The organism is Clostridium sp. CM041, from assembly GCF_055081035.1.
The window spans coordinates 3,466,426-3,489,503 of the sequence record NZ_CM143648.1; the positions used below are offsets into that span (position 1 = coordinate 3,466,426).

General features: G+C 30.7%; 18 protein-coding genes. 15 read left to right on the forward strand and 3 right to left on the reverse strand.

What is annotated here, in order from left to right; all coding sequences use genetic code 11:
* Positions 1-40: 40 nt before the first annotated feature.
* Positions 41-1,576: a transposase gene (locus ACWJJT_RS16345; protein WP_462954445.1), complete on the reverse strand. Its 1,536-nt coding sequence runs from the start codon at positions 1,574-1,576 to the stop codon at positions 41-43.
* 266 nt (positions 1,577-1,842) lie between these two features.
* On the opposite strand from ACWJJT_RS16345, the gene pilM reads away from it, so the two are divergent.
* The 9 genes from pilM to ACWJJT_RS16390 all read left to right on the forward strand — a co-directional run bounded on the left by pilM (position 1,843) and on the right by ACWJJT_RS16390 (position 9,366).
* Positions 1,843-2,871, forward strand: a complete 1,029-nt coding sequence (pilM, locus tag ACWJJT_RS16350) for a type IV pilus assembly protein PilM (RefSeq protein WP_462955446.1) — start codon at positions 1,843-1,845, stop codon at positions 2,869-2,871.
* Between the two features lie 3 nt (positions 2,872-2,874).
* Entirely contained in the window at positions 2,875-3,402 is a 528-nt protein-coding gene (locus ACWJJT_RS16355) for a PilN domain-containing protein (protein ID WP_165411991.1), read from the forward strand.
* Positions 3,403-3,430: 28 nt separating this feature from the next.
* Positions 3,431-4,123 (forward strand): hypothetical protein, encoded by a 693-nt coding sequence (locus ACWJJT_RS16360; protein WP_462955447.1) that lies wholly within the window; start codon positions 3,431-3,433, stop codon positions 4,121-4,123.
* 14 nt (positions 4,124-4,137) lie between these two features.
* The gene (locus ACWJJT_RS16365; RefSeq protein WP_462955448.1) at positions 4,138-5,487 is read left to right on the forward strand and encodes a hypothetical protein; all 1,350 of its coding nucleotides are present in this window, start codon (positions 4,138-4,140) and stop codon (positions 5,485-5,487) included.
* 30 nt (positions 5,488-5,517) lie between these two features.
* Positions 5,518-5,892, forward strand: a complete 375-nt coding sequence (locus ACWJJT_RS16370) for a type II secretion system protein (protein WP_462955449.1) — start codon at positions 5,518-5,520, stop codon at positions 5,890-5,892.
* 6 nt (positions 5,893-5,898) lie between these two features.
* Positions 5,899-6,429 (forward strand): PulJ/GspJ family protein, encoded by a 531-nt coding sequence (locus tag ACWJJT_RS16375; protein WP_165411987.1) that lies wholly within the window; start codon positions 5,899-5,901, stop codon positions 6,427-6,429.
* 637 nt (positions 6,430-7,066) lie between these two features.
* The gene (locus tag ACWJJT_RS16380) at positions 7,067-7,459 is read left to right on the forward strand and encodes a prepilin-type N-terminal cleavage/methylation domain-containing protein (RefSeq protein WP_462955450.1); all 393 of its coding nucleotides are present in this window, start codon (positions 7,067-7,069) and stop codon (positions 7,457-7,459) included.
* Between the two features lie 309 nt (positions 7,460-7,768).
* Positions 7,769-8,545: a prepilin peptidase gene (locus ACWJJT_RS16385; protein ID WP_462955451.1), complete on the forward strand. Its 777-nt coding sequence runs from the start codon at positions 7,769-7,771 to the stop codon at positions 8,543-8,545.
* Between the two features lie 230 nt (positions 8,546-8,775).
* Positions 8,776-9,366: a hypothetical protein gene (locus ACWJJT_RS16390; protein WP_462955452.1), complete on the forward strand. Its 591-nt coding sequence runs from the start codon at positions 8,776-8,778 to the stop codon at positions 9,364-9,366.
* Positions 9,367-9,468: 102 nt separating this feature from the next.
* On the opposite strand, the gene ACWJJT_RS16395 is transcribed toward ACWJJT_RS16390, so the two are convergent.
* Positions 9,469-10,698 carry a 6-phosphofructokinase gene (locus ACWJJT_RS16395; RefSeq protein WP_462955453.1) on the reverse strand — a complete coding sequence of 410 codons (1,230 nt, stop codon included), beginning with the start codon at positions 10,696-10,698 and terminating at the stop codon, positions 9,469-9,471.
* Between the two features lie 282 nt (positions 10,699-10,980).
* Between ACWJJT_RS16395 and ACWJJT_RS16400 the strand changes: the two genes are divergently transcribed.
* The 3 genes from ACWJJT_RS16400 to ACWJJT_RS16410 all read left to right on the forward strand — a co-directional run bounded on the left by ACWJJT_RS16400 (position 10,981) and on the right by ACWJJT_RS16410 (position 14,895).
* Positions 10,981-13,293, forward strand: coding sequence for a VIT and vWA domain-containing protein (locus ACWJJT_RS16400; RefSeq protein WP_462955454.1), 2,313 nt, complete (start codon positions 10,981-10,983; stop codon positions 13,291-13,293).
* A gap of 106 nt (positions 13,294-13,399) precedes the next feature.
* The gene (locus ACWJJT_RS16405) at positions 13,400-14,164 is read left to right on the forward strand and encodes a hypothetical protein (protein ID WP_462955455.1); all 765 of its coding nucleotides are present in this window, start codon (positions 13,400-13,402) and stop codon (positions 14,162-14,164) included.
* Positions 14,165-14,304: 140 nt separating this feature from the next.
* A complete protein-coding gene (locus ACWJJT_RS16410) occupies positions 14,305-14,895 on the forward strand; it encodes a GerMN domain-containing protein (RefSeq protein WP_462955456.1) in 591 nt (196 codons plus the stop codon).
* A gap of 618 nt (positions 14,896-15,513) precedes the next feature.
* On the opposite strand, the gene ltaE is transcribed toward ACWJJT_RS16410, so the two are convergent.
* Positions 15,514-16,551 carry a low-specificity L-threonine aldolase gene (ltaE, locus tag ACWJJT_RS16415; protein WP_462955457.1) on the reverse strand — a complete coding sequence of 346 codons (1,038 nt, stop codon included), beginning with the start codon at positions 16,549-16,551 and terminating at the stop codon, positions 15,514-15,516.
* 144 nt (positions 16,552-16,695) lie between these two features.
* Between ltaE and ACWJJT_RS16420 the strand changes: the two genes are divergently transcribed.
* The 3 genes from ACWJJT_RS16420 to ACWJJT_RS16430 all read left to right on the forward strand — a co-directional run bounded on the left by ACWJJT_RS16420 (position 16,696) and on the right by ACWJJT_RS16430 (position 23,057).
* Positions 16,696-18,078 carry a metallophosphoesterase family protein gene (locus tag ACWJJT_RS16420; RefSeq protein ID WP_462955458.1) on the forward strand — a complete coding sequence of 461 codons (1,383 nt, stop codon included), beginning with the start codon at positions 16,696-16,698 and terminating at the stop codon, positions 18,076-18,078.
* A gap of 13 nt (positions 18,079-18,091) precedes the next feature.
* Complete coding sequence (locus tag ACWJJT_RS16425; RefSeq protein ID WP_462955459.1) at positions 18,092-20,923, forward strand: ATP-binding protein; 2,832 nt, start codon at positions 18,092-18,094, stop codon at positions 20,921-20,923.
* 136 nt (positions 20,924-21,059) lie between these two features.
* Positions 21,060-23,057 carry a DNA topoisomerase gene (locus ACWJJT_RS16430; RefSeq protein WP_462956805.1) on the forward strand — a complete coding sequence of 666 codons (1,998 nt, stop codon included), beginning with the start codon at positions 21,060-21,062 and terminating at the stop codon, positions 23,055-23,057.
* The last annotated feature ends 21 nt before the right edge of the window (positions 23,058-23,078 follow it).

Sequence of the window (23,078 nt, forward strand, 5' to 3'; positions counted from 1 at the left end):
AAAGCCGTAGGCTGGTTATTGAATTGAAATTTATTTTAAATTACGCAGCTATATTTTTAAGAGTTGGGAAAATATCAGCAAGGGCTATTAATTTTTCTGATGCCCAAGCATCTATGAAACAGCAAAATGCACCAAGAAATACCCTTGTTATTCTATACCCAACAGAATAAATAATTGCATCTTCAGCATGAAAATTATTATTTATTCTATCCCAACACCTTTCAGTAGTTGAACGTCTTTTATAAAGAGATTTCCATTGTTTTGAACCTCTTAATATTGGAGTAAAATACCTTGGGTTATCTAATGTTTTAGTGTAATAAGATTTATTGCTTTTCATAGGACATTTTTCACAGTTTTCACATTGAACTGGGAATAACCATTTATGTCTATATTGTTTAGTAATAATTCCCCAATTACGAAGCTGATGTCCACAAACAGTTCCGTGTGGAATAGCATTCTTATCAAGTTTAACAAATTCACTATTTGATGATGGTTTTGAAGAACGTGAATTTAAATCAATAATAGGATTTATTCCATAATGCATGCATAAAAGATAAAAAGCATTAGCATCATAAGCAGAATCTAAGGCTACAGAATGAAATTTAATTTCAGGATATAAATCTACAAGTTCTTTAAGTGCATAAACTCCAGTAACAGCATCATGGCGTGCCGCGCTAACAAATTTAATATGGATAGGTAGGCTGTAAAAGCTATCACAGGCAGTAAATCCATGATAGGTATGACCATAGTAATAATGTTCATTAAAGCTATCCCAACCCCAGCTAGCACTGGGGTCGGTAAACTTTCGATAACAGTCACAATGTTCTCCTGGTTTAAGTTTGCAATCACAAACTTTTTTACCGTAAGGCGAAGCCTGTGTTGGCATACAGGTTCCGTCGCCAGCAATATTTAGTTTAGAAGGATCGCCCAAAATACCCATTGATAAAGAAGGAATAACAAATAATTCTTTAAGTATGTTGTTCATTTTGGATTCGCTTCTGTCAAGGAGCTTTAAATTATCAAATTTTAAGATTCTTTTAACTAAACGGTCAACTACACCAGATTTGGAGTTATTCATCTTTTGGTTTTTCTTTTGCTTTTTACGTGGTTTACGTTTAATTTTACGCAGTTTGGATTTATTAAGGATCTTATCCTTATGAATCAGCCTATCCATAAAATCATAAAAAGTACCTACACCAGGAAGTCGGTCAACATGTATGCCTTCGGCTTTAGAGTCTGAATAGCAAGCGGGTATAAAACCAGATAAAATTGAATAGAAAGGGTCTGAACGTAATGTTTTTACCCAAGAGGATATACTAGTTTCTTTACAATAAGCCATGATAATAAGTGACCTGAGTAATGCTGCCGCATCTTTTGGCGGAGCTCCTTGATTAGATTTAGAATAAGTACTTTCTATTAGAGGGACAATTCCGGTTAGGTCGGTAGACCATATTTTAGTTATTTGTGAACTACGCTCAAACAAAGTGATTTGTTGATTGGTTTGAATATAGAATTTTTCTAAAAATGTTTCAAGAAAATATTGATATTGGGAATGAGAAACCTTAACAGTTAACATAAAAACACTCCTCGCAAATGAAATAATGTAAAAAATATACATATTTAATTTTGCGAATTTTTACTAGCTGTCAAGTCTTATTTCACAATGTTTAAGTAAAAAAAATAAAAAATAATACGAATAGCTTAAATTTTCTAGGTTATTCGTACAATATGAGGCACCACGAATTTTTGAGGTGAAGTTGATTTTTGAGCAAAATGAATCAAGAGTTAGCAGTGCCTTAAGAGTTTCCGAGAGTGCACATTACTAAACATGAGGTGAATTAAGTGTTTGAAAAGGATAGAATTGCTTTAGACTTAGGTTCTACCAGTATGAAAATAATGATAGGTAATAAAAAACAAGTTAAGTTATTTGAAACTATAAAAACCTCAGAGGGTAGCATTAAAGATGATAAAATAGTGAATCTTGAAGAAATCAAGGATTCACTTGGAGTGTTTTTAAAGAAGAACAACATTAGAACAAAGGAGATTGCCTTTACTATCCATGGACAAGAGGTTATATCAAGACATACAGAAATGCCAATAATGGATGATAGAGGAATAAAAACTTCACTTGAATGGGAAATGAATCAGTATCTCCCAAGAGATATAAGCGAATACACTATCGATTATGAAATTATAGAGAAAATAGATACCTCAGAAAAAAAAGCATTAAGACTTTTAGTTTCGGCTGTACCTAAAGAAAAAATCAACCAATTAGTTAAAATTTCTCAAATGTTAAATTTAGAGATTGTAGCAATAGATATTTCTTCTAACTGTGCACGAAGAGTGTTTAAAGACGCTTCAAAAAAGAGTACTTCATTAGAGAATATTGGAGTTATAGATATTGGTAGTAACAATACCAATATAATAATATTAGATAAAGGAAAACTTTTTATTGAAAGAGAAATTCCATTTGGTGTAAATAATATACTCACGGAAATTATTAAAAAAGAAAACATTGAGCACATTAGTGCATTTGAATATTTAGAAAAAAATATTAATTTTATAGAAAATAAAGATGATAATGAACTTGAAGGCAGAATAAAAGCACTTTTTAATAATGTTTTATTAGCTTTAGAAAAAATAGTTACTTTCTTTACAATAGGTAAAACTAAGGGTAATTTGGATAGTATATATTTAATTGGCGGAGGTTGTGTAATTAATGGTTTAAGTGAATACGTTAGTAATTATTTTAACTGCTCTGTATATATTTTAGATGATGCTAAGAGTATTGGAGTGAAGACAATAATTCCTACTGATTGCAATATAAAACATTTTATTGGCACCCTAGGTCTTTTACTTAGAAAGGAGTAACTCATGTCTGAATTAAATTTAATACCCTACGAACTAAAGGTTAAAAGAGAGAGGAAATTAAAAGTCAAGAACTATATTTCCATGGGAATTATAGTTCTTGCAATACTCTTTACAATTGTATATGTCCCGAAGCTTTATTTGAAGAAGCTTATTTCAGATGAATCGGATTTTAAAACTGAAATTGCTGACAATTACGAAGTTGTTCAAGAAAACAAAAAGATTTTGTCAGATATCAAAAACTATAACTTATATAATAATGAAGTAGAGTTATTAATAAAGCAAAAGGTAAGTGTCACAAACAAAATTAAAAATCTTGAAAAATATATTCCGGTTGATGTATCACTTACAGATATTAATTATTCAAAGGGAACAATAATGATAGGTGGAGCTTCAACAAATTATGCTTCAATTAGTACTTTTGCTGCAAACCTTCAAATGTCAGTTGAGTATCCAATAGCTAAAATTGGTAACATAAATAACCCTGATATTAAGACAAAAGGGTATATATTTACTATAGAGATAAGTGAATAGAAATATTTGGAATTTTGAGGTGATTTTATTGAGCAATTTTAGTAAGAGAGAGAAACTTCTAGTTATAGTAGGAACCATTTTAGTAATCTTGTATCCATATTACAATCTTTTTCTAAAGCCAATAAGCCAAAAAATAAAGATTGTAAATCAAAGCATAAGTGATAAAAAGATAGAATGTGATTCGATTGAAAAATTTAATGGTTCGAATATAAGTAATACTGAAAAGCTAGAAGATATTAAAAATATATATAATGAATCAGTAAAGGTGCTTCCTGAAAATGAAAGAAATCCTGAGATATCTTATAGCATAAATTCTTTTGCCACTAAGAATAAAATTAAACTAATTTCTGTTGCCTTTGGGCAAAGTGTAAATTATTCTTCCAAAAGTAGTGTGAATAATTCTGCAAACATCACTGCCAATACCAATACCAATGAAGTAGATAGTTCTATTGACAGTACTAATCAGAAATTAATGTTTGTACCAGTAACTGTTATAATTAGCGGTGATTATTCATCTGTTTTAAGTTTCATTAGTGGCATAGAAGGGGATAGTAGATTGGCTGAGATAGTTGATATAAGTATGTCTTCAGCGCAGGGAGAAAGCAAGGGGCCACAAGCAACTATTGTTTTGAACTACTATTCTACTGAAGGTACTATTAAAAACAAACCAAGCTATGATTTTAAGGATGATAATGTTGGGAAAAGCAATTTGTTTAATTAAGGGGTTTGATAATAGTGTCTAGGAGCAGAGATATAAAGTTACAAAAGCATAATGGATCTTCTTTATTACTGGTAATTGCTATAGTTGGTGTTTTACTTATCTTGTGTTCGGCTTTAGGAACTAGCGTAGTTTGGGAAGCTAACAATGCAAGAAATCAAGAAAAAAAGACACAAGCATATTATATAGCAAGAGCGGGGGCGGAAGCTGCGGCTAAATATATAGAATCTATGAACAGTAAGGATGTGAGTACATTGGTATCTCAACTGCCACTCCATTCTGATAATACTATTTTTGGTAATGGTAATTTCAACATAACAATACCAACTATAATAGATGGAAAATTACTAATTAAATCAACAGGTAAAGTTAATAATGGTAAAGATTCCGGTGGAAGTCCAAAATATATTACAGATACAGTTACAGTTGTTCTTAAAAATACTATATCACCTACAATCATTACAACAGCTATTTTTGCTAATAGTAGTATTATTCTTAATGGCGGTAGTGTGGATGGAGATATTGGGACCAACTCTATAGCTGCTAATTCAATTAAGTATTATAAGGATGTAATTACTAGCGGTCATAAAATTATAATTCCTAATACTGGGAACAATGGTGAATTAGAAGGTGCAGTAGTAAAAAAGCAAGGAAATTGGATTAAACTTGTACCCGTAGAGAATTCACCTAACACTGTTGTTGGAAATTACCCAACGCCAGTTATGCCAAGCTTCCCAAATGGTCTTGCAAATATGGGTAATATTACGATTAATGGTGCTAGTAGCGTAAATATTAGCACTGATGGATGTTATGAAAAAATTGAAATATTAGATGACACTACTCTAACTATTAATACAAGTACAGGGGATAGAAATATAAGAATAAAAAATTTAAACATGAAACAAGGTAAAATTGTAATTACTGGAGGTAATAAAGTTAATCTATATGTGGACTATTGTACTAACCTAAAAGGATATGTTAACAGCGATGGAAAATCAAATGGAGATAAAAACAAATTACAATTTTATTGTAATAATACTACTCCATTTACTATGGCTGCTGAAACTCATATTTACGGTTCTGTAACATGGGGCACAGGGGAGATTATATTAACTGGATCAGGTGCAATTATAGGAAATTTAACCTCCATAGGAACATCCATTCTTTTTGATGGTGGAAGCTTTTTAGGTTCACAAATTTTATATGCACCTAATGCAGATATTACTTTAAATAGTGGAAAGATTACAGGCGCCGTTATTGGAAATACAGTTACCGTCACTAATAGCGGATTTGTAATAAAGTTACCTAGCAATCTGCCACCTTTATCTGTTAATTCGGATAGATACGAAATCTCCTATTGGAAATAAAAAAAATAATTATTTTTAGGAAGTGAGTTTATGAAAACTGTTTCAAAACAAAGCGGGTTTACATTAGTAGAAGAAATCGCTTCGCTTGCAATAATTTCAATAGTATTAGTTGCATTTTTACCAGTTATTACAGGTAGCTTAAAAAATATTCATGTTAATGGTAATAGGACTATAAATGTTTCTTCTGCTGAAAATATAATTGGGAATGCAATAAAAGGTAATTCGACTACAGGTGTAGTTCAAACAAGCAAGATGATTCCAATGACGTTGAAAAATTCTGAGGGCATAACAATACTAACACCTGGAAGCATTAAAGGTACGGTGTTTACTTTTGATAAAAGTGGTGACAACCAAACAACGCTATCTACCTTTGTTCCGTTGGATGAAGCGATTAGAGGAGAGTAATATTAAATGAATCAAAATAAGGGCTTTCATAAAAAGGGATTTACACTATTGGAATTGGTTGTAACAATTCCAATAATGATAATGGCTATAGCTTTAATTTTTTCTATTGGAGATTTTGGAAATAGATATTTCAAAAAAACTAATATACAAATGAATAATCAACAAGTTGTTAGACTAGTTGGAGATTATATTAAAAAAGATATTAGAAGTGCTAAAATAATAAATAGTGACAAAACAATTGTTAAAGAACAAAATGTGAATGTTAATTATTATGTATTAGCATACACAGGTAATCACTTAGTAAAGCAAGTAAGGAAAAATAGTGATGAAACTTTAGTCAGTGAAATAACCATAGGTGATATGCTAACAGATTTATCTTTTTTGACTGCTACGGATAAGGGGATGCTAAAGTATAAAGTAACAAATAATGCTAACGGACAAAATTATAGTGTAACATATGAAGTTGTACTTGATAACATAAGTACGGTTGTGTTACCTAGTGCCAGTACACCAACTATATATTATGCAAATAATTAAAGTAATAAATAATAAAAATAGTTCAACAATTTAAAGACATGTCAATACTTTCAAAAGAGGTGATGGCATGTCTTTTAAAATTACGTGGAAAACGCACGTAATATGCATTTTAATAACATTTATAACCGTAAAGCTCCTGGGGAGTAGCGCAAATAACATACTAGATAATTTCTTTCTAAAATCTTTTATTTTTTACCCAACGTCAAACTTAATCATTAATTTTTACATATATGTGTTGCTTCTTATGATTCCTATATCAATTGCTCATGAGAGTATACATGGATTAGCATTTTTAGCTTTTGGTGGTAAAGTTAGGTATGGATTCAAAGGCATTTATGATATACCCAGGAAATATCTGAGCTACCTATAGATCGCACTAAATTTCTAATCATCCTTATGGCACCTAATGTGGGCAGAAACTGATGCATACAAATATGTATATAAATAATAAATAAGGATAACATTGTAAACATATCCGTGGTAGTCAGTTTATAGTTCTTCTATAAATTGGCTACTTATTTATGGAATAAATACAAAATTCTATAAGTGGGTCTCACATGTAAAACTCAACTCAATTAAAAGTTAGTAGCTCTCAAAAGGAGTTAAAATAAAAAGATAACAAAAGGGGAAACAAAGAATGATGAAAAAGGTTAAAAAGAAAAAAGGATTTACCCTAATTGAACTAATAATTGTAATTTCAATTATTGGGATTTTAGCGGCAATTGCGGTGCCTAAGTTTAGTGGGGTACAAAAGGATGCTAAAGCGAAAGTTGATGTAGCTAGTGCAAAGGTTATTGGTGATGCCACAAATACTCTTATTGCTAAGGATGGCATAACAAAAGCAACTTACTTTAAGCCAAGTCATTTAGGCAAAGAAATAACGGATTATCTTCAAGTAGAGCCTGATGTTAAGGCAGTTACTGATGGTGAATTTTTTGTTGAAATCGATGGTAATGACAATGTTTTTGTTACAGTTGGCGGCGCCCAGTTGTATCCTAAACAAAAGGGAGTTTATCCTCCCGCAAAATAATAAGCATATCTGTAGTCTTATTTATTTGTCCAAAGTTTTAATGACTTTGGACTTTGAATTATTTTAAATTCACAAGATTACATTGCATTAATAATTGAAAAAAACTTTATAGTAAAGTAATCCTCCTAAAACATCTTATTTTGCGGATTTAATTATCACTAACTTATATTTTGAATGTTATTATTTGCATATATATGTTAAAGTAATAATGAAAATAAATACAAAAGAGTTAAAAACTTATATTAAAATAGACTAATATAAATGCTTCTTTGTATTTAAATATAAAAGTAAATTCAAGGAGGTCTACCTATGGCAAGTATTTTCGGAATAATTATTTTTATCTTAGGATTATTAATAGGAAGTTTTTTAAATGTATGTATATATAGAATTCCAAAAGGAGAAAATATAGCATATCCCGCATCTCACTGTACTTCTTGTGGCAGTGATATTAAACCCTATGATCTTATACCAGTATTTAGTTGGATTTTTTTAAGGGGCAAATGTAGAAATTGCGGAGAGAGGATATCTAGTAGATATGCACTGGTAGAACTTACAACAGCTATATTTTTCTTATTAACTTATTTTCAATATGGAGCCAGTATTTATATAGCACGGTATTTAATACTTATACCTTTTTTAATAGTTATAGCTATGATAGATTATGATACTATGGAAGTATATACCACTACAACATGGTTGGCTATCGCTATGGGTATTGTTTTACTAGGAGTGAATATCTACATGGGACAATCAATAGTTACATACATTTATGGAGGGATACTCGGAGCAGGTACAATTACCTTTATCATATTATTGTCAAAACTTATTCTTGGGACAGAGGGTATGGGTTGGGGAGATGCAGAGATTTGCGGGCTTTGTGGTTTGTTTTTAGGGTTTGAACTAACCATTGTGATGATGTTCTTTTCTTTTATAATTGGCGGAATCATTGGTGTTTATTTAATGAGATTCAAGAAAAAGAATGGGAGATCAGAAATGCCTTTTGGTCCATCTATTATAATAGCCGCTTTTTTAATGATAATTTGGGGCGATAAAATTTTAAACTGGTACTTGAATTTAATTTTATAATTAACTATAAAATTTCAAATATTTGCAAATGGCAGTCTAAACATAAGGACTTTAATGAAAACTAGAGGATTACTCGAATAGTTTAAGTAACCGCTAAACTACCTAGAATGGCGACCTTTGGCTCTTGCGAATAAAAGTTGTATAATAAGTCATAACTGAATTGGTTATGAAAGGTTGATAATATGCAAAACATTTTGCAGAACATGAATAATAGAGGAAAGGAAAAACCCATGAAAGCTAAAAAAAGTGATTATCTTCAAAAAATTTACGAGAAAAATACTAGCACAGGAAATTATGTTATACAGGTAGCTATAGATAAGTACACTGACATATTTAATGAATGGGATCGTGCTCCTTTTAGAAAAAGAGACATGGATCCAGATTTAGCACTTTTTCTTGAAAACTGTTTTGAAGATATTCCGGCTAAACATGGAGTAGATATATGTTTCTACTTACCTAAAGAGGGAAAAGATGTAACTAGAGAAGAATTGTTAATTGCAGGTATTAAAACTTATTATTCCTTTTATTTGCATCAGGAAATTAGAGTTTTAAAGGGGAATTATAGTAGGTTATTCAAATATTTAGTTTCATCATTTAGTTTACTAGCAATGTCTATTTTTTTAGGTACAATAGTTGGTGAAAACATAATCTTAGAAACATTACAACAAGGATTTAACATAGGCGGCTGGGTATTTTTATGGGAAGTTATTTCAATAGTAATATTTAGAGGACGAGAAGTTAGTTCTGAAATTAATAAATACCAGAGATTTTTAAATTCATTAATTTATTTTAAATATGGTAATGAGAACCCGTTATCATAAGATAGCTAAAAGCTAAAAAGGTAGATATTTCTGCAGCAGCAAAAATATCTACCTTTTTTATTACCTTTAGGAAATATTAAACTAACCTTGTTACAGTTATTTTTAAAATTTAAAGGATTCTTCTAAAAATGTATATTTAGGAAGACCATTTTCAATTGATATTTTTGGTTCCCCCATTATTAATGGCAAGGTGTATTCGTATGCGTCGCGAGTAACATTATTACCTTCCGAATTTATCCATTCCTTAGGGAAGTATTTAATGTTATTTGCAACATGTACAGTATCGAGCGCAAAAGTTGCAGAGGTGTAAGGATCGTTTGAAAGTCTTCTTATACCTATCATATTTCCGCTTATTCCATCTATAGAATAAATAGCAGCGGCTTTTCCTACTTCATATGCTTCATCAATATCAGTTTGAGATGCACAGTGCATTGAACAACGTTGAATTGTAGAAAGTTCTAAAACTCTAACTTTTTCAGCGGTACTCGTAGTTAAAATTAAATTCTTAAGGTAGGCACAAACACCACCTAATTGAACATGACCAAATTTATCGAGGCATGTTGCTCCCATTTCACCTAAGAATTTACCTTCTTTAGTTCTGATGCCCTCAGATACTACTACGAAAACATGATTCTTTTCAGTAAGTTTTTTACTGACATCTTTTAAAAATTTATCTATATCAAAAGCTACTTCTGGTAGATATATAAAATCTGCAGCAGGTTTACCGTTAATAGTTGCAAGGCAAGCACTAGCGGCGAGCCAGCCAGTATCACGTCCCATAGTTTCAAGTATGAAGACCCCTTTTGTAGGATATACACTGGCATCTAGGAAGTTTTCAAGAACTTGAGTAGCAATTAGTTTAGCTGCACTTCCAAAGCCCGGGGTATGATCCATAATTGGTAGGTCATTATCTATTGTTTTAGGAATGCCAATAAATTTTACATCCTTATTATGCTCAGTTGCGTAAACGCTAAATTTATGAACAGTATCTTGTGAATCATTCCCCCCGATATAGAAGAATGTTTTTATTTCATATTCTTCTAATATTTCAAAGAGTTTTATGTATTCCTCGGTGCTTTTTTCAAATGGTTTTAATTTATATCTGCAAGAACCAAGACCAGAGGATGGCGTGTATTTTAATCCTTTAACATCATCATAGTTAATGGTGGATAGGTTTACAATGTGGTTGTCTAAAATACCTTGTATTCCATATATACCAGCATAAACATTATCATAATAGTGAGAATTCATATTTGCGTCTAGTAATCCTATAACACTAGCATTTATTACGGAAGTTGGACCTCCTGATTGCGCTACTATACAATTTTTCATTAGAGAATCTCCCCTTTCAATAGAATTTAAATTAATAGTATGTTCTTATAGCACATACTTATTTATTATAATGCACATAAAAACAAATAACAAGCCAGTATTATAGCGTAACAGGTGATGTTTAGAAAAAAAGATGAAAATCTATAGAACTATTAGAAGTTTCGTTTAATAATAAAATTGTTGCAAAAATTCAAAGACTAATTTTAATATTAATGATAAAATATATATATAATATTTTAAAAATTCTGTGAAGTTTTTGGTATTAAAATCAGGAGGGATACAATGTCGATTAATAAAAATAAACATAAAAAAGAATTGAAAAATAATATAATTTTAAAAGAAGTTAATATTCGAGGAAATTTATGTGGGGAATTTGCGGAGTATACTATTGACCATGTATATGAGAATAAAGGAAGCAATAATGTAGAAGCAATTTATACTTTCCCAATTCCAGATGGAGCTGTTATATCTGGTTTTGAAGCAGTGCTTGGCGGTAGAACTATAAAGGGATTAATACAAGATAAGGAAGAAGCAAATAAACTATACGAGAATGTTAAGGGAAAAGATAATAACACTTTTATGCTGGAAGAATTTAAAGATAATATAGTTAGAATATTTATTGGCAAGATAATTCCTAATGAAGTTGTGAAAATTAAAGTGTCTTATATGGAAGAACTTAGTTATGAAAATAGAAACTTAAAATTAATTATTCCAACTATAATAACTCCAATAAATCTTTCTACTAATAATAATTTACTATCTAATAAAGATAGTAGCACCAATGAAAATTATAAGTTCACTTTAAGCCTATTAGTTGAATCCTTAACAAAATTAAAATTTAAATGTTCTTCGCATAAACTCAAGGTTGAATATGAAGAAAATAATTTATATAAAGTAACGTTAGATGGAAAAAATCAAAAAATGGATCAAGATTTAGAAATAATACTAGAAGAGCAAGAAAAATTAGAAACTACAGGAATGATATATGATTATCCGAGAGATGATAAGGGTATTTTATATTTAAGGTTTATACCAGAGATTGAAATAGAACAAAAACCGACTGGAGAAAATTATATATTGCTGCTTGATATATCAATGGATGAAGATAAGTTAATAGAAGGTAAAAATGCGCTTCAACTATGTTTAAGAAATTTAACACTAGGAGATACCTTTAATATTGCAGCGTTTGGAGATAAGCTTAATTACTTCTCTAAAGACATTAGAGTTGAGTTTAACGAAGAAAATTTAAGTAATGCTAGCAAGTGGATTGAAGAACTTACAACAGAAAAAGATGCAGCAATTTTTGATGCAATAAAATATGCACTACTTGGAAAAAGTGAAAAAGAGGAAAATATAATATTCTTATTTACAGATGATGTTGTTGAAAATGAAAAAGAAATATTGAATTTTGTGGAAGAGAACATTAAAGAAAGCCGAATATTTACTTTTGGAATAGATACTTCAGTAAACAGTTATTTCATAAATAAATTGGCTCGTATTAGCTATGGTGCTGCAGAAGTTATTTCCCCAGATGAGAGAATTGAAGATAAAGTACTTAGACAGTTTAATAGAATCAAAAATCCTCAAATTACTGACATTGAAATTGATTGGGGTAAAATGAATGTGGAAACAACATTCCCAAGAACTATTGAATATATGTATGATAAAGAACCATTTTCAATTTTTGCTAAAATTAAAGGAGAAGTGGGCGGGGTTGTAACTTTAAAAGGAAAAGTTGGTAACAATAGAATTCAAAGAATAATTATGCTTAATGAACTTGAACTAGAAGAAAATGTGAATTTAATTGAAAAAATGTGGTACAAAAAACGTATAGAATCTCTTCAACACAGAGTCAAGTATGAACGAGGGGAACTTCGTGATGCAATGAGCAATAAAATTGTTGAAATTTCTAAAAAGGTTGGTATAATTTGCAAAGAAACTTCATTTATTCTTTATGAAGAGATGGAAGATCCAATAATAGGAATAAGAATAAGAGAAATTTTGCCTGTTAAAACAACGAAAAAATTAGGGATTTCCTGTGAAAGTTTAGATGAAGACTCTGAATCAACAGCATTTTATTATAAAGATTTATTTAAAATAAAAGAAGGTAATGATAAATATGCTAATTTTCAAAGAAATGAGTTATTAAGGATTTTGGCGTCGAACCAATTTGCCAGCGGAGCTTTTGGTATTAATGTGGAAGATAAATTAGAAAAAAATATAAAATACACAGTAAAAGCTATATTAGCATTTATCATAGGCAGTGAAGACACTAAGAAGTATACTAATCAATTAAATAAATCTATAGAGTTTTTAAATGGAGCACTAGGAAAGAATGATTTAGAAATAAACAAAGAAGAATACCTAAATTTATTGTTAGTTTTTAAATTGGCTATTAAAAAGAATGTAGCACTATCTTTTCATAAAGAAAATATAGACAAGAAAATTAATGAAATCAAAGAAAAATTTGAATTGCAGAATGTTGATGTAAATGAAATGCAAGATGAATTTATTAATAGGTTAAGGGAAAGTTCTAATGAGCCTAAAGATACAGTTAATTTTATAATTGACACCGCTATTTTAAAAACTGTTTAAAATTCACTAGATTTTTTAAGTATTAAACACATGGAAATAAATAAGTAGTCAGGATATACTGACTACTTGTTTTTTTGAATCTACCTAAGAATAAGGAAGTAAGATAATGATAAATGAAAATATAAAAGATTTAGAGTATGGCAGGTCAGAAATAATTGAAAAAAGAAATAGAATAAGAAAGAAATTCATAGTAAGATCTATTAATGTAAAAAATGGAAGTATACAATGCATGTCAAATGAGGATTTGAAAATTTTATTCTATTTGTATGATGAAGAATTTTTTTATGATTACTTTAGTAAAAGATTCAAAGGGAGCTTAATTTTTTCGTTATCCACTAGGATGACTTCTGCTGCAGGAAAAACTATGTATAGTAGAAAGATAAAACTATTGCACGAAGCAGAAGAAAGTTATGAAATCAGGATGGGAATAAAATTCTTTTTTCAGTATTATAAGGTAGACAGAGACAAAATAGTTTCTGGTATAAATACAAAAGATTCCTTAGAGGCATTCCAAATAGTATTAGAACATGAATTATGTCATTTAATTGAACTACATATTTATAAAGAATCTAGTTGCAAAAAACTTAGGTTTAAAACTATGGTTAATAACTTATTTGCCCATACGGATGTGTATCACCAATTGCCAAGTCAAAAGGAGATAATTTCACAAAAATACGGTTTAATAATAGGACAAAAGGTGAGTTTTGTGAATGCAGGTAAAAAATATAGTGGGTTCATTTATAAAATAAATAAAAGAGCAATAGTTATGGTGAAGGATTCAAAAGGCACTTATAGAGATGGATATGGAAATGCATATTCTAAATGGTATGTACAATTAGAGAAACTTAATTTTAAAAAAATTACCACATAACATCATAATTTATGATATAATTAGAAATAATTGCTAGCAAAATTAAGATGGTTTTCATATTTTGTCAACGATTAATATAATAAGTAAAATCAATACGTGTAGCGTTTGCTATATGGGATGTAAATAGGAAGGTGACAAAAATGAAGAAGATTCTTTCAGTAATAGTATGTAGTGTGGTAATATTTACATTGGTCGCTTGTGGGAAATCTGAGGTAAAGAAAGAGGATCCAAAAGCAGTTAATAAAATAGAAACTAAGGAAGTACCTAAAGAAGAAACTAAATCAGAACCTAAAGAAGAAGTGAAAAGTAGTGAAGTGCTGCTGTATTTTAGTGATGATCAAGCTATGTACTTAGTAGGAGAGAAAAGAAATATAACAAAGCCTACAGCTAAGTCTATTGTAGAGGAATTAGTAAAAGGCCCTAGTGCAAAAAGCGAAGGAGCAGGGAAATTGTATGCAACATTGCCTGTTGTAGCACAAGTACTAGATGTGCAGATTAAAGAACATATAGCTTATGTTGATTTTAAAGGTAACTTAAGTGAGAAAATGCAGGGTGGCTCTGCAGGTGAGGGAATGGCTTTATTTTCAATAATAAACACATTGGTTTTAGATAAGGAATTAGGAATAACAAAGGTTCAATTTCTTGTTGACGGGAAAAAGGTAGATACTATCAAAGGCCATTATGATGTTAGTAAACCTATGAGTGAAAGTAAAGAAATGATAAAAAAATAATACCCACAAGGTTTCAGATTTATAGATTACCTAATAACAAAAAGGCAAGTTTATTATAAATACATTTAAACAAATAACAAGTCAATATGCTAGCCTATTTGACTTGTTATTTATTTTCATGTACCTAATAACTTGCCTTTTAACCCTAGGGATTATTTGACAACTTAGAACAGTCTTCGCTACAACCCATATACATACCTACACACCCATTTGTAATCTTTCAACAACATACAAGCATTACAGCACATATATACATCTTTGCTCGACAATATAGAACACCTTGGGAGCCAAAAACAATCTCTCGATTAAGAATAACCCCTAGTTATAAGTTAATAAAACCTGCGGCAACCTATATCATCTTAGTTCGAATATTACACATCCGGGAGAACCATATATATACGGTTAGGCACATATCCAGCTGTTAAGAACCCATAATAATCTTCCCTCCAGCATATACAAAACCTTAGCAGATCTCGCATACACCTTTGGCCGAATACTCTAAAGCCATTTCCAGCCTACGAGCACTCTAGACTCAACCATAATAAATCATCTACTAAGATTATTGTATGCTTTTTTTTATTTTTTATACTATAAGGCACAATGAAAAAATTATAAAAGTTAGCCTAGAGTAAGAATTTCTTTCAGTGAGGATATAACAAATTCAACATCTTTATCAGAAACCCAATTGTGGGTAACAAAACGCATTAATCCATCTTCTTCTCCATTAATTTTTATTCCTCTATTGTAGAATTTCTCTACTAATTTACTGCTACTAAATCCAGTACTCTTCATATCAAAGAATACCATATTAATATGGATATATTCTTTATTGACTACTATGCCAGGGATTTTTGATAATTCTTCACCTAAAACTATAGCATTTTTATGATCTGTTTTAAGTTGAGGAATCATCTCACAAAGTGCTACAAGGCCTGCTGCAGCTAAAATACCTGACTGCCTTAAACCTCCACCTAAAACTTTTCTTTTCTTTCTTGCCTTATCAATAAAATTTTTACTACCAGCAAGTATAGAACCTATAGGTGCACAAAGAGCTTTGGATAGGCAAAACATAACAGAATCACAATACTTAGTAATTTCTTTTGCATCCACATCTAAGTAAGCAGAGGCATTAAAAAGCCTTGCTCCATCTAAGTGAACAGGTACTTCATGCTCTTTTGCCAAGGTATAAATTTTTTTCATCGTACTTAGAGGTATTACTGTACCGAAGGAATGAGCATTTTCTATGCATATAAGGCCTGTACTAGGATAATGAATGTCTTCTTCCTCTTTTCTGATTTTGGATTCAATTTCTTTAGGATCTAATTCACCCTTATTGCTCATTAGGGTTCTAAGCTGAACCCCAGCAATTATTGATGCACCAGCAACTTCATGCATTACTATATGGCAATCATCACCAAGAATTACTTCATTACCCCTAGTGCAATGAGTAAAAAGTGCTAGTTGATTACCCATTGTACCACTTGGTACAAATAGCGCAGCTTCTTTTCCAACAAGTTTAGCAGCATACTCTTCTAGTGTTTTTACAGTTGGATCATCTCCATAAACATCATCTCCAACTTCAGCTGTGAACATAGCTTGTCTCATATTTTGTGTAGGCTGCGTTACTGTATCACTTCTTAAATCTATAAACTTCATTTTAATAACCTCCCTAAAATATTTATAGATACTATTATAACTTAAAATTTTTTGTATTGTAGTGAATAATAAAATCTTAATGGAGTAGTAGTAATATTATTTTTGGTTTTTATGGTAAAATCTATATTAGGGGGTGGTAAAGTAATGAGTGGAACATTTCGATTTATTCATGCTGCGGACTTGCATTTAGGTTCCTTTCTTAATATAAATGGGAACCCGCAGGAGGAAATTAAAGACTTGTGTAAAGACGCTGTCTATGATGCCTTTGAAAGGATATGTAATAAAGCTATTTCATATAAGGTAGATTTTATATTGCTTTGTGGAGACGTTTATGATAGCTATTTAAGATCAGTAAGAGGAAATAGGTTTTTTATTAATCAATGTGAAAGACTAAATGAAAAAGATATAAGTGTATATGCTATTTACGGTAATCACGATGCTATAAATGATGCACAGGAATTGTTTGCTATGCCCCAAAATGTTCATATAGTAAGCGCTGATAAAGCAGAGAGTTTTGAGGTATATAAAGAAGGGAAAGTTATAGCAAAAATTATTGGGAAATCTTATAAGCATCGATCCGAAAGAGAAAAAATATATGAAAACTATTTATTGGATAATGATGTTTTTAATATTGCGATGCTACATACTGCTTTAGAAGGGGATAATAAAAATTATGTTCCTTGCACTTTGGAGGAACTTAAGGTGGTGCATAATATAGATTATTGGGCTCTAGGTCATATTCATAAACTAAGTATTTTAAGCACTATGAAACCTATTATAGCTTTCCCAGGGATTCCTCAAGGGCGTGATATGGGAGAACAGGGAGTAGGGGGAGTTTTCTTAGTTACAGCATGCAAGAAAGAAATTGCCCATATGGAATTCATACCTGTAGCAACAGTTATGTATAAAAGGGTAGAAGTAATAATAGGTGATGAGAATGAAATAGAAAATTATAGTGATTTACTTCGAGTAATTTACGATAAGATAAGTAGTTTAACATATAGTCTTCCTGAAATTTATAGCGAGATTGTTCCTTTAAAGGAAGATACATATTCTAAGGAAAGTACGCCTTTAAACGAAGATCTATTGGATGAATTTAAAGGCTATATTGTGAAGCTTATAATAAAAGGAAGAACAGATATGCACGGTGATATAAATAACATGACGGAAGATGATTATAAGCAGTTTATAGAGGAAATAAATGAAGAACTGGTCGCCCAAAAATATTTTCTGTGGATAGATTCCATAATATTTAGAACCAAACCACTTATGCAGGATTTTGAAAGTCTAAAAATGCAAAACTCTATTTTTAAGGATTTAGATGAAATAATTAGCTTATATACTGAGGACCCTGAGCATAAAAACCAACTTGCAAAAAATTGGGGATCCATTTGGAAAAAACAAATTTATAAAGAAAATATAGATGAAGATAAATTTGATTTTGATGAAGAAGTTATGCAGGATATTATATCACAAGCTAGAGAATTGCTTATTGAAAAATTGGCAGAAGCTTTAGAAATAATATAGGGGTGGTGAGAATTTGAAAATAACACAGCTAGATATTAGAGATTTCGGCGTGTTTCAAGGTGGAAAGCTGGAAGACTTGGGTAGCGGCATAATAGTTATTGGTGGAGCAAATAGATCTGGTAAAACTACCTTAATGCAGGTACTTAGAAATATCCCCTTTGGGTTTTCAAAGAATGGCAATATACCCCCAGCTAAATTCCAATACGATGTACGATGTGATTTATTATTAGATGATGGAAATGGCGTAAATGTACTTTTAAAAGGATTTAGTAATCCGGAGATAGTTTATAATAATGCTACAGACAATAAAGCTAATAAAGGGTTATATAATATAGATAAATCAGCCTACAGAGAACTCTTTACCATAAGTCTTGATGAACTCAATAAAAGCTCTGGCAAGGAAGATAGTAACCTGCAGTCTATGCTACTGGGTGCAGGCTTTAAGCATATTGCAAAAATTCCTGGAGTTGCTAAAGAGTTAAGGGAAAAAGCTAATACAATCGGTGGAACTCGTGGAAATCCATCAACTAAAATGTTTAAGCCCTTCACAGAGAATATTAAAAAAGGCGTAGAGGGAAGGAAAAAATCCATATCCATGTTAGATACTTTTGCTGAAAAGAAAAATAGCTTGTCCCGTCTTCAGGCTACCATAATTTCAAAGGAGAAGCAGCTTGAGATTAGCAATAATAATATAATTAAATTAGACATTTTAAGGCACAATTACGAGCTTAACCAAGACAGAAAAAATATTGAGGGCGAGCTTCAAACATATTTTTTTAGTCATAGCGATATAAAGGAATATAATATAGAAAAAGCAAAGACTCTAAAAACTCAATATATTAAAGAGTTAGAACAGTACAATAATGACAACAATGAATTTCAAAGGGAAATAACCACAGAGAAACCTATGAAAGAATTACTTTTAGGTAGTAAGGATTTAATTATTGATTTTTATAATGGAATATCAGGCATTAAGGAAATGAACAAGAACCTACTAAGTGTAAAAAAAGAGTATTATGAGAAAACACAGTTATTAATGAATAAAATTAAAAAATCAAATGATAACTGGTCTAGTTTTAAAGATATTTCAGAGATTAATTGTGATGAGGTGCAACAATGCATTTTAATACAGAATATTGAAAAATTTAAAAAGGCAGAATACGATAGAGCAGTTTGTGATAAAAGAATTGGAGACCTCAAAGTTCAAAGAGAGATCTTAGAAAAACAAATAGTAACCTGCGATTCTGCAACTTATATGAAAAAATATTTTTATCTTACAATATCTTTTATGATTTTAGGCTTGGTATTATTTTTTATAGATAAATTGCTTGGGTGTTCACTAATAATAATGGGGGCAATAGGATCAGCCCTATATTTGTTTATAAATTACTCAAATAGCAAACTAATTATAAATAGAAATATAGAAATTAAAACTCAGATAGACAATAGATCAGGTGATATCGGTAATAATTCCCAGGAAATAATAAGCTTAGATGAGGATTTAAGAGAACTAAACAACATAATGGACGAGTATAGAGATATTCTAAAGCTTGATGGAAGAGTCTCAGTAGAAGGTATCAAGGATTATTTTAAAACAGTGTCTTATTTAAAGGATGAAATATCGGAGTATTATTTATTAAAGAAAAAACTAAGCAGTCACTTTAATACCCTTAATGGATCTTTAAGTAGTATTGAAGAGGTGCTTAAAAAATTTACTGAATTTATTACTAAAAATCCAGAGAAAACAAATTTAGATAATATTGAGAATATTTGTAGTGACATACTACTAAAGTTAGAGGAGTTATATAAGTATTTGATACTGGTGGAAAAAGCCCATGAAAGTTACTTAAAATTAAACATGGTAGAGCATGAGATATTGGGGTTCCTTGGAAGCAATTACTTAGAGGATATAATTTTAAATATAGAAAAGTATATAAGTCAGGGAGAAAAGTATATAAAATATTTAAATAAGCAGAATGAATTAAAAATTATTCAGGAGAAGTTATTGCAATCGATAAAAAGCCAGCGTATAAAAAAAATATTATATGATGGGAAAGTAGAAGCTGCGCCCAGTGATGATACAAATCTATTAAAAATCCTTGAAAATTTATATAGGGAGTATATCAATATAGATGAACTCACTTATGAATACGAGGGATTAAATGCTGAAATTAAAGAATTGATAGGGCAATTGGATATTTTAAAGAATGAAAAACAAACTTTAAAAGATGAACTCCTAGCCTTAAATTCTGATGAGATGTTAGTGCAATACGATAAAGAAATTAGACAGGCAAGAGGCCACTTGCGGCCACTTGCAGAAAAATATGCTGTTTATAATACAGCAGCTTTATTACTTGAAAAAATCAGAGAAAAATTTTTAGAAAGTACTAAGGATAAGTTATTAAAAGGAGCTAGTGATATTCTAAGTGAAATAACCTCTGGGGAATACAAAGATATTGTGCCTATGGAAGATTTAATGCAGGGAGACTTTAAAACTGTATTACGAGATGAGAGTGTTAAGGAGAGTTCAAGAGAGTTAAGCAGGGGTACAAAAGAACAATTATTTTTGGCAGTTCGTATAAGCAGAATAAAAGAAATTAAGCCAAGTTTACCAGTGATTTTAGACGATTCCTTTGTTAACTTTGATATTGCACATACGAAAAATACAGTTAAGGCATTAGTACAGCTTTCAAAAACTCATCAGATTTTTGTACTTACCTGTCATGCAACTTTAGTAGAGTTAATAAATGATCTAGAGAAGCAGGCACAATATTTCAAATTAGACAAGGGTAAGTTTGAAAAAAGCACAGGGGGAGATTTGAAAAAATATCTAAAAGAATTATAAGTGCATTTCTTTTGAAATAGGTGCGTAAAAAATGGTATAATAGATTGCTTAATACAATTATTAGAGCATGTATTATAGAGTTTGTTAATACTTCAGCTCCGCAGGAGATGATTTAATGGAAAGTGAAGTGGTAATTATTAGTAAGGCGTTATTTATTACAGAGAAACCAAGTGTTGCTGCGGAATTTGCCAAAGTCTTAAAAATAAATGGTAGAAAGTTTGATGGATATATAGAGTCTGACAAAGCTGTTGTTACATGGTGCGTGGGACATCTTGTTACTATGAGTTACCCAGAAAGATATGATGCAAAACTTAAAAAGTGGTCTTTAGATACTTTGCCATTTTTACCTAAAAAGTATAAATATGAAGTTATAGATGGAGTGAAAAAACAATTTAATATAGTTAAAAGCCAACTAATACGCGAAGATATTGATAGAATTTATGTTTGTACAGATTCGGGGCGAGAAGGGGAGTACATATATAGATTAGTAGATGAAATGGCGGGGACTCCTAATAAGCAAAAACGAAGAGTGTGGATAGATTCACAAACGGAAGCTGAGATTATTCGAGGAGTTAAAGAAGCAAAGGATTTGAGTGAATATGATAATTTATCTGAAGCGGCCTATTTAAGAGCAAAAGAGGATTATCTAATGGGAATTAATTTCTCAAGGCTTTTAAGTTTAGTATATGGAAAAACTGTAAGCAATTATCTTGGGAAAAATTATATAGTTATTGCTGTGGGACGAGTAATGTCTTGTGTGCTTGGAATGGTAGTTCAAAGGGAAAGAGAAGTTCGCGAGTTTGTTGTTACTCCTTTTTATAAGATTATGGTCAGTTTTAAGGTAGATGAAGGTTGTAATTATGAGGGAGAATGGAAAGCGGTAGAGGGTTCTAAGTATTTTGATTCACCTATGCTTTATAATGAGGGTGGGTTTAAAACTAAGGAAACGGCGGAAAAGTTGATGGGAGAACTAAGGGATTCTAGTATAGATGGTAAAGTTTTCGTTGAAAATATTACTAAGAAAAAAGAAAACAAAAATGCTCCGTTACTTTTTAACTTAGCAGAAATACAAAATGAGTGTTCTAAGAAATTCAAGATAAATCCAGAGCAAACGCTTAGTCACATTCAGGCATTATATGAGAAGAAAATGCTTACATATCCAAGAACGGATGCTAGGGTATTGACTACAGCGATAGCAAAAGAAATAGATGAGAATATAAAAAAATTAACGAAGTTAAATGGAAATGCTGAGATAAATAATATAGCTCAGCATATTTTAGAAAAAAAATGGTATAGCAATATAGCTAAAACAAAATATGTTGATGATAGCAAGGTAACAGATCATTATGCTATTATTCCAACAGGTGAAGGGCTTCAAAACTATTCATCATTAAAGGATATACAAAAGAAAATTTATGACTTAGTGTTACGACGGTTTTTGGCGATTTTTTATCCGCCCGCTGTGTATAGTAAGGTCTCTGTTATAACAAAGATTGACAAAGAAAGATTTTTCACCTCAGATAAGGTGTGCGTTGAACTTGGCTATTTGGAAGTTTTAAAACCGGATAGGGATAGCAATGATAATGAAAGCACAAATATGAAATTTTTGAGTACATTAAAAAAAGGTCAAAGTGTAGAAATTGAAGATTTAGTTGTAAAAGAAGGTAAAACTTCTCCCCCTAAAAGGTTTACCACAGGTTCAATTATTATAGCTATGGAAAATGCAGGTAAGCTAATTGAAGATGAAGAACTAAGAGAACATATAAAAGGGTCAGGTATTGGTACAAGTGCCACTCGTTCAGGGATTTTAACAAAGCTTGAAAAAATAGAATACATTAAATCTAATAATAAAACACAAGTAGTTATGCCTACTCTACTTGGAGAAATTATCTATGATGTGGTGAAAAATTCTATCCCTACGCTTTTAAATCCAGAGTTAACAGCTAGTTGGGAAAAAGGATTAACCATGGTTACTCAAAAAGAAATAGCTGGAGAGTTGTACATGGAAAAGCTTGAAAATTATATTATTAAAAATAATGATAGAGTACTTAAACTAAATAATGGACAAAGGCTTAAAAACAATTTTGATATGGTAAGTGGGTTTTACAAAAATTCAAAAGCTAAGGTGGAATAATAGAAAAGATAAGCAGAAAGT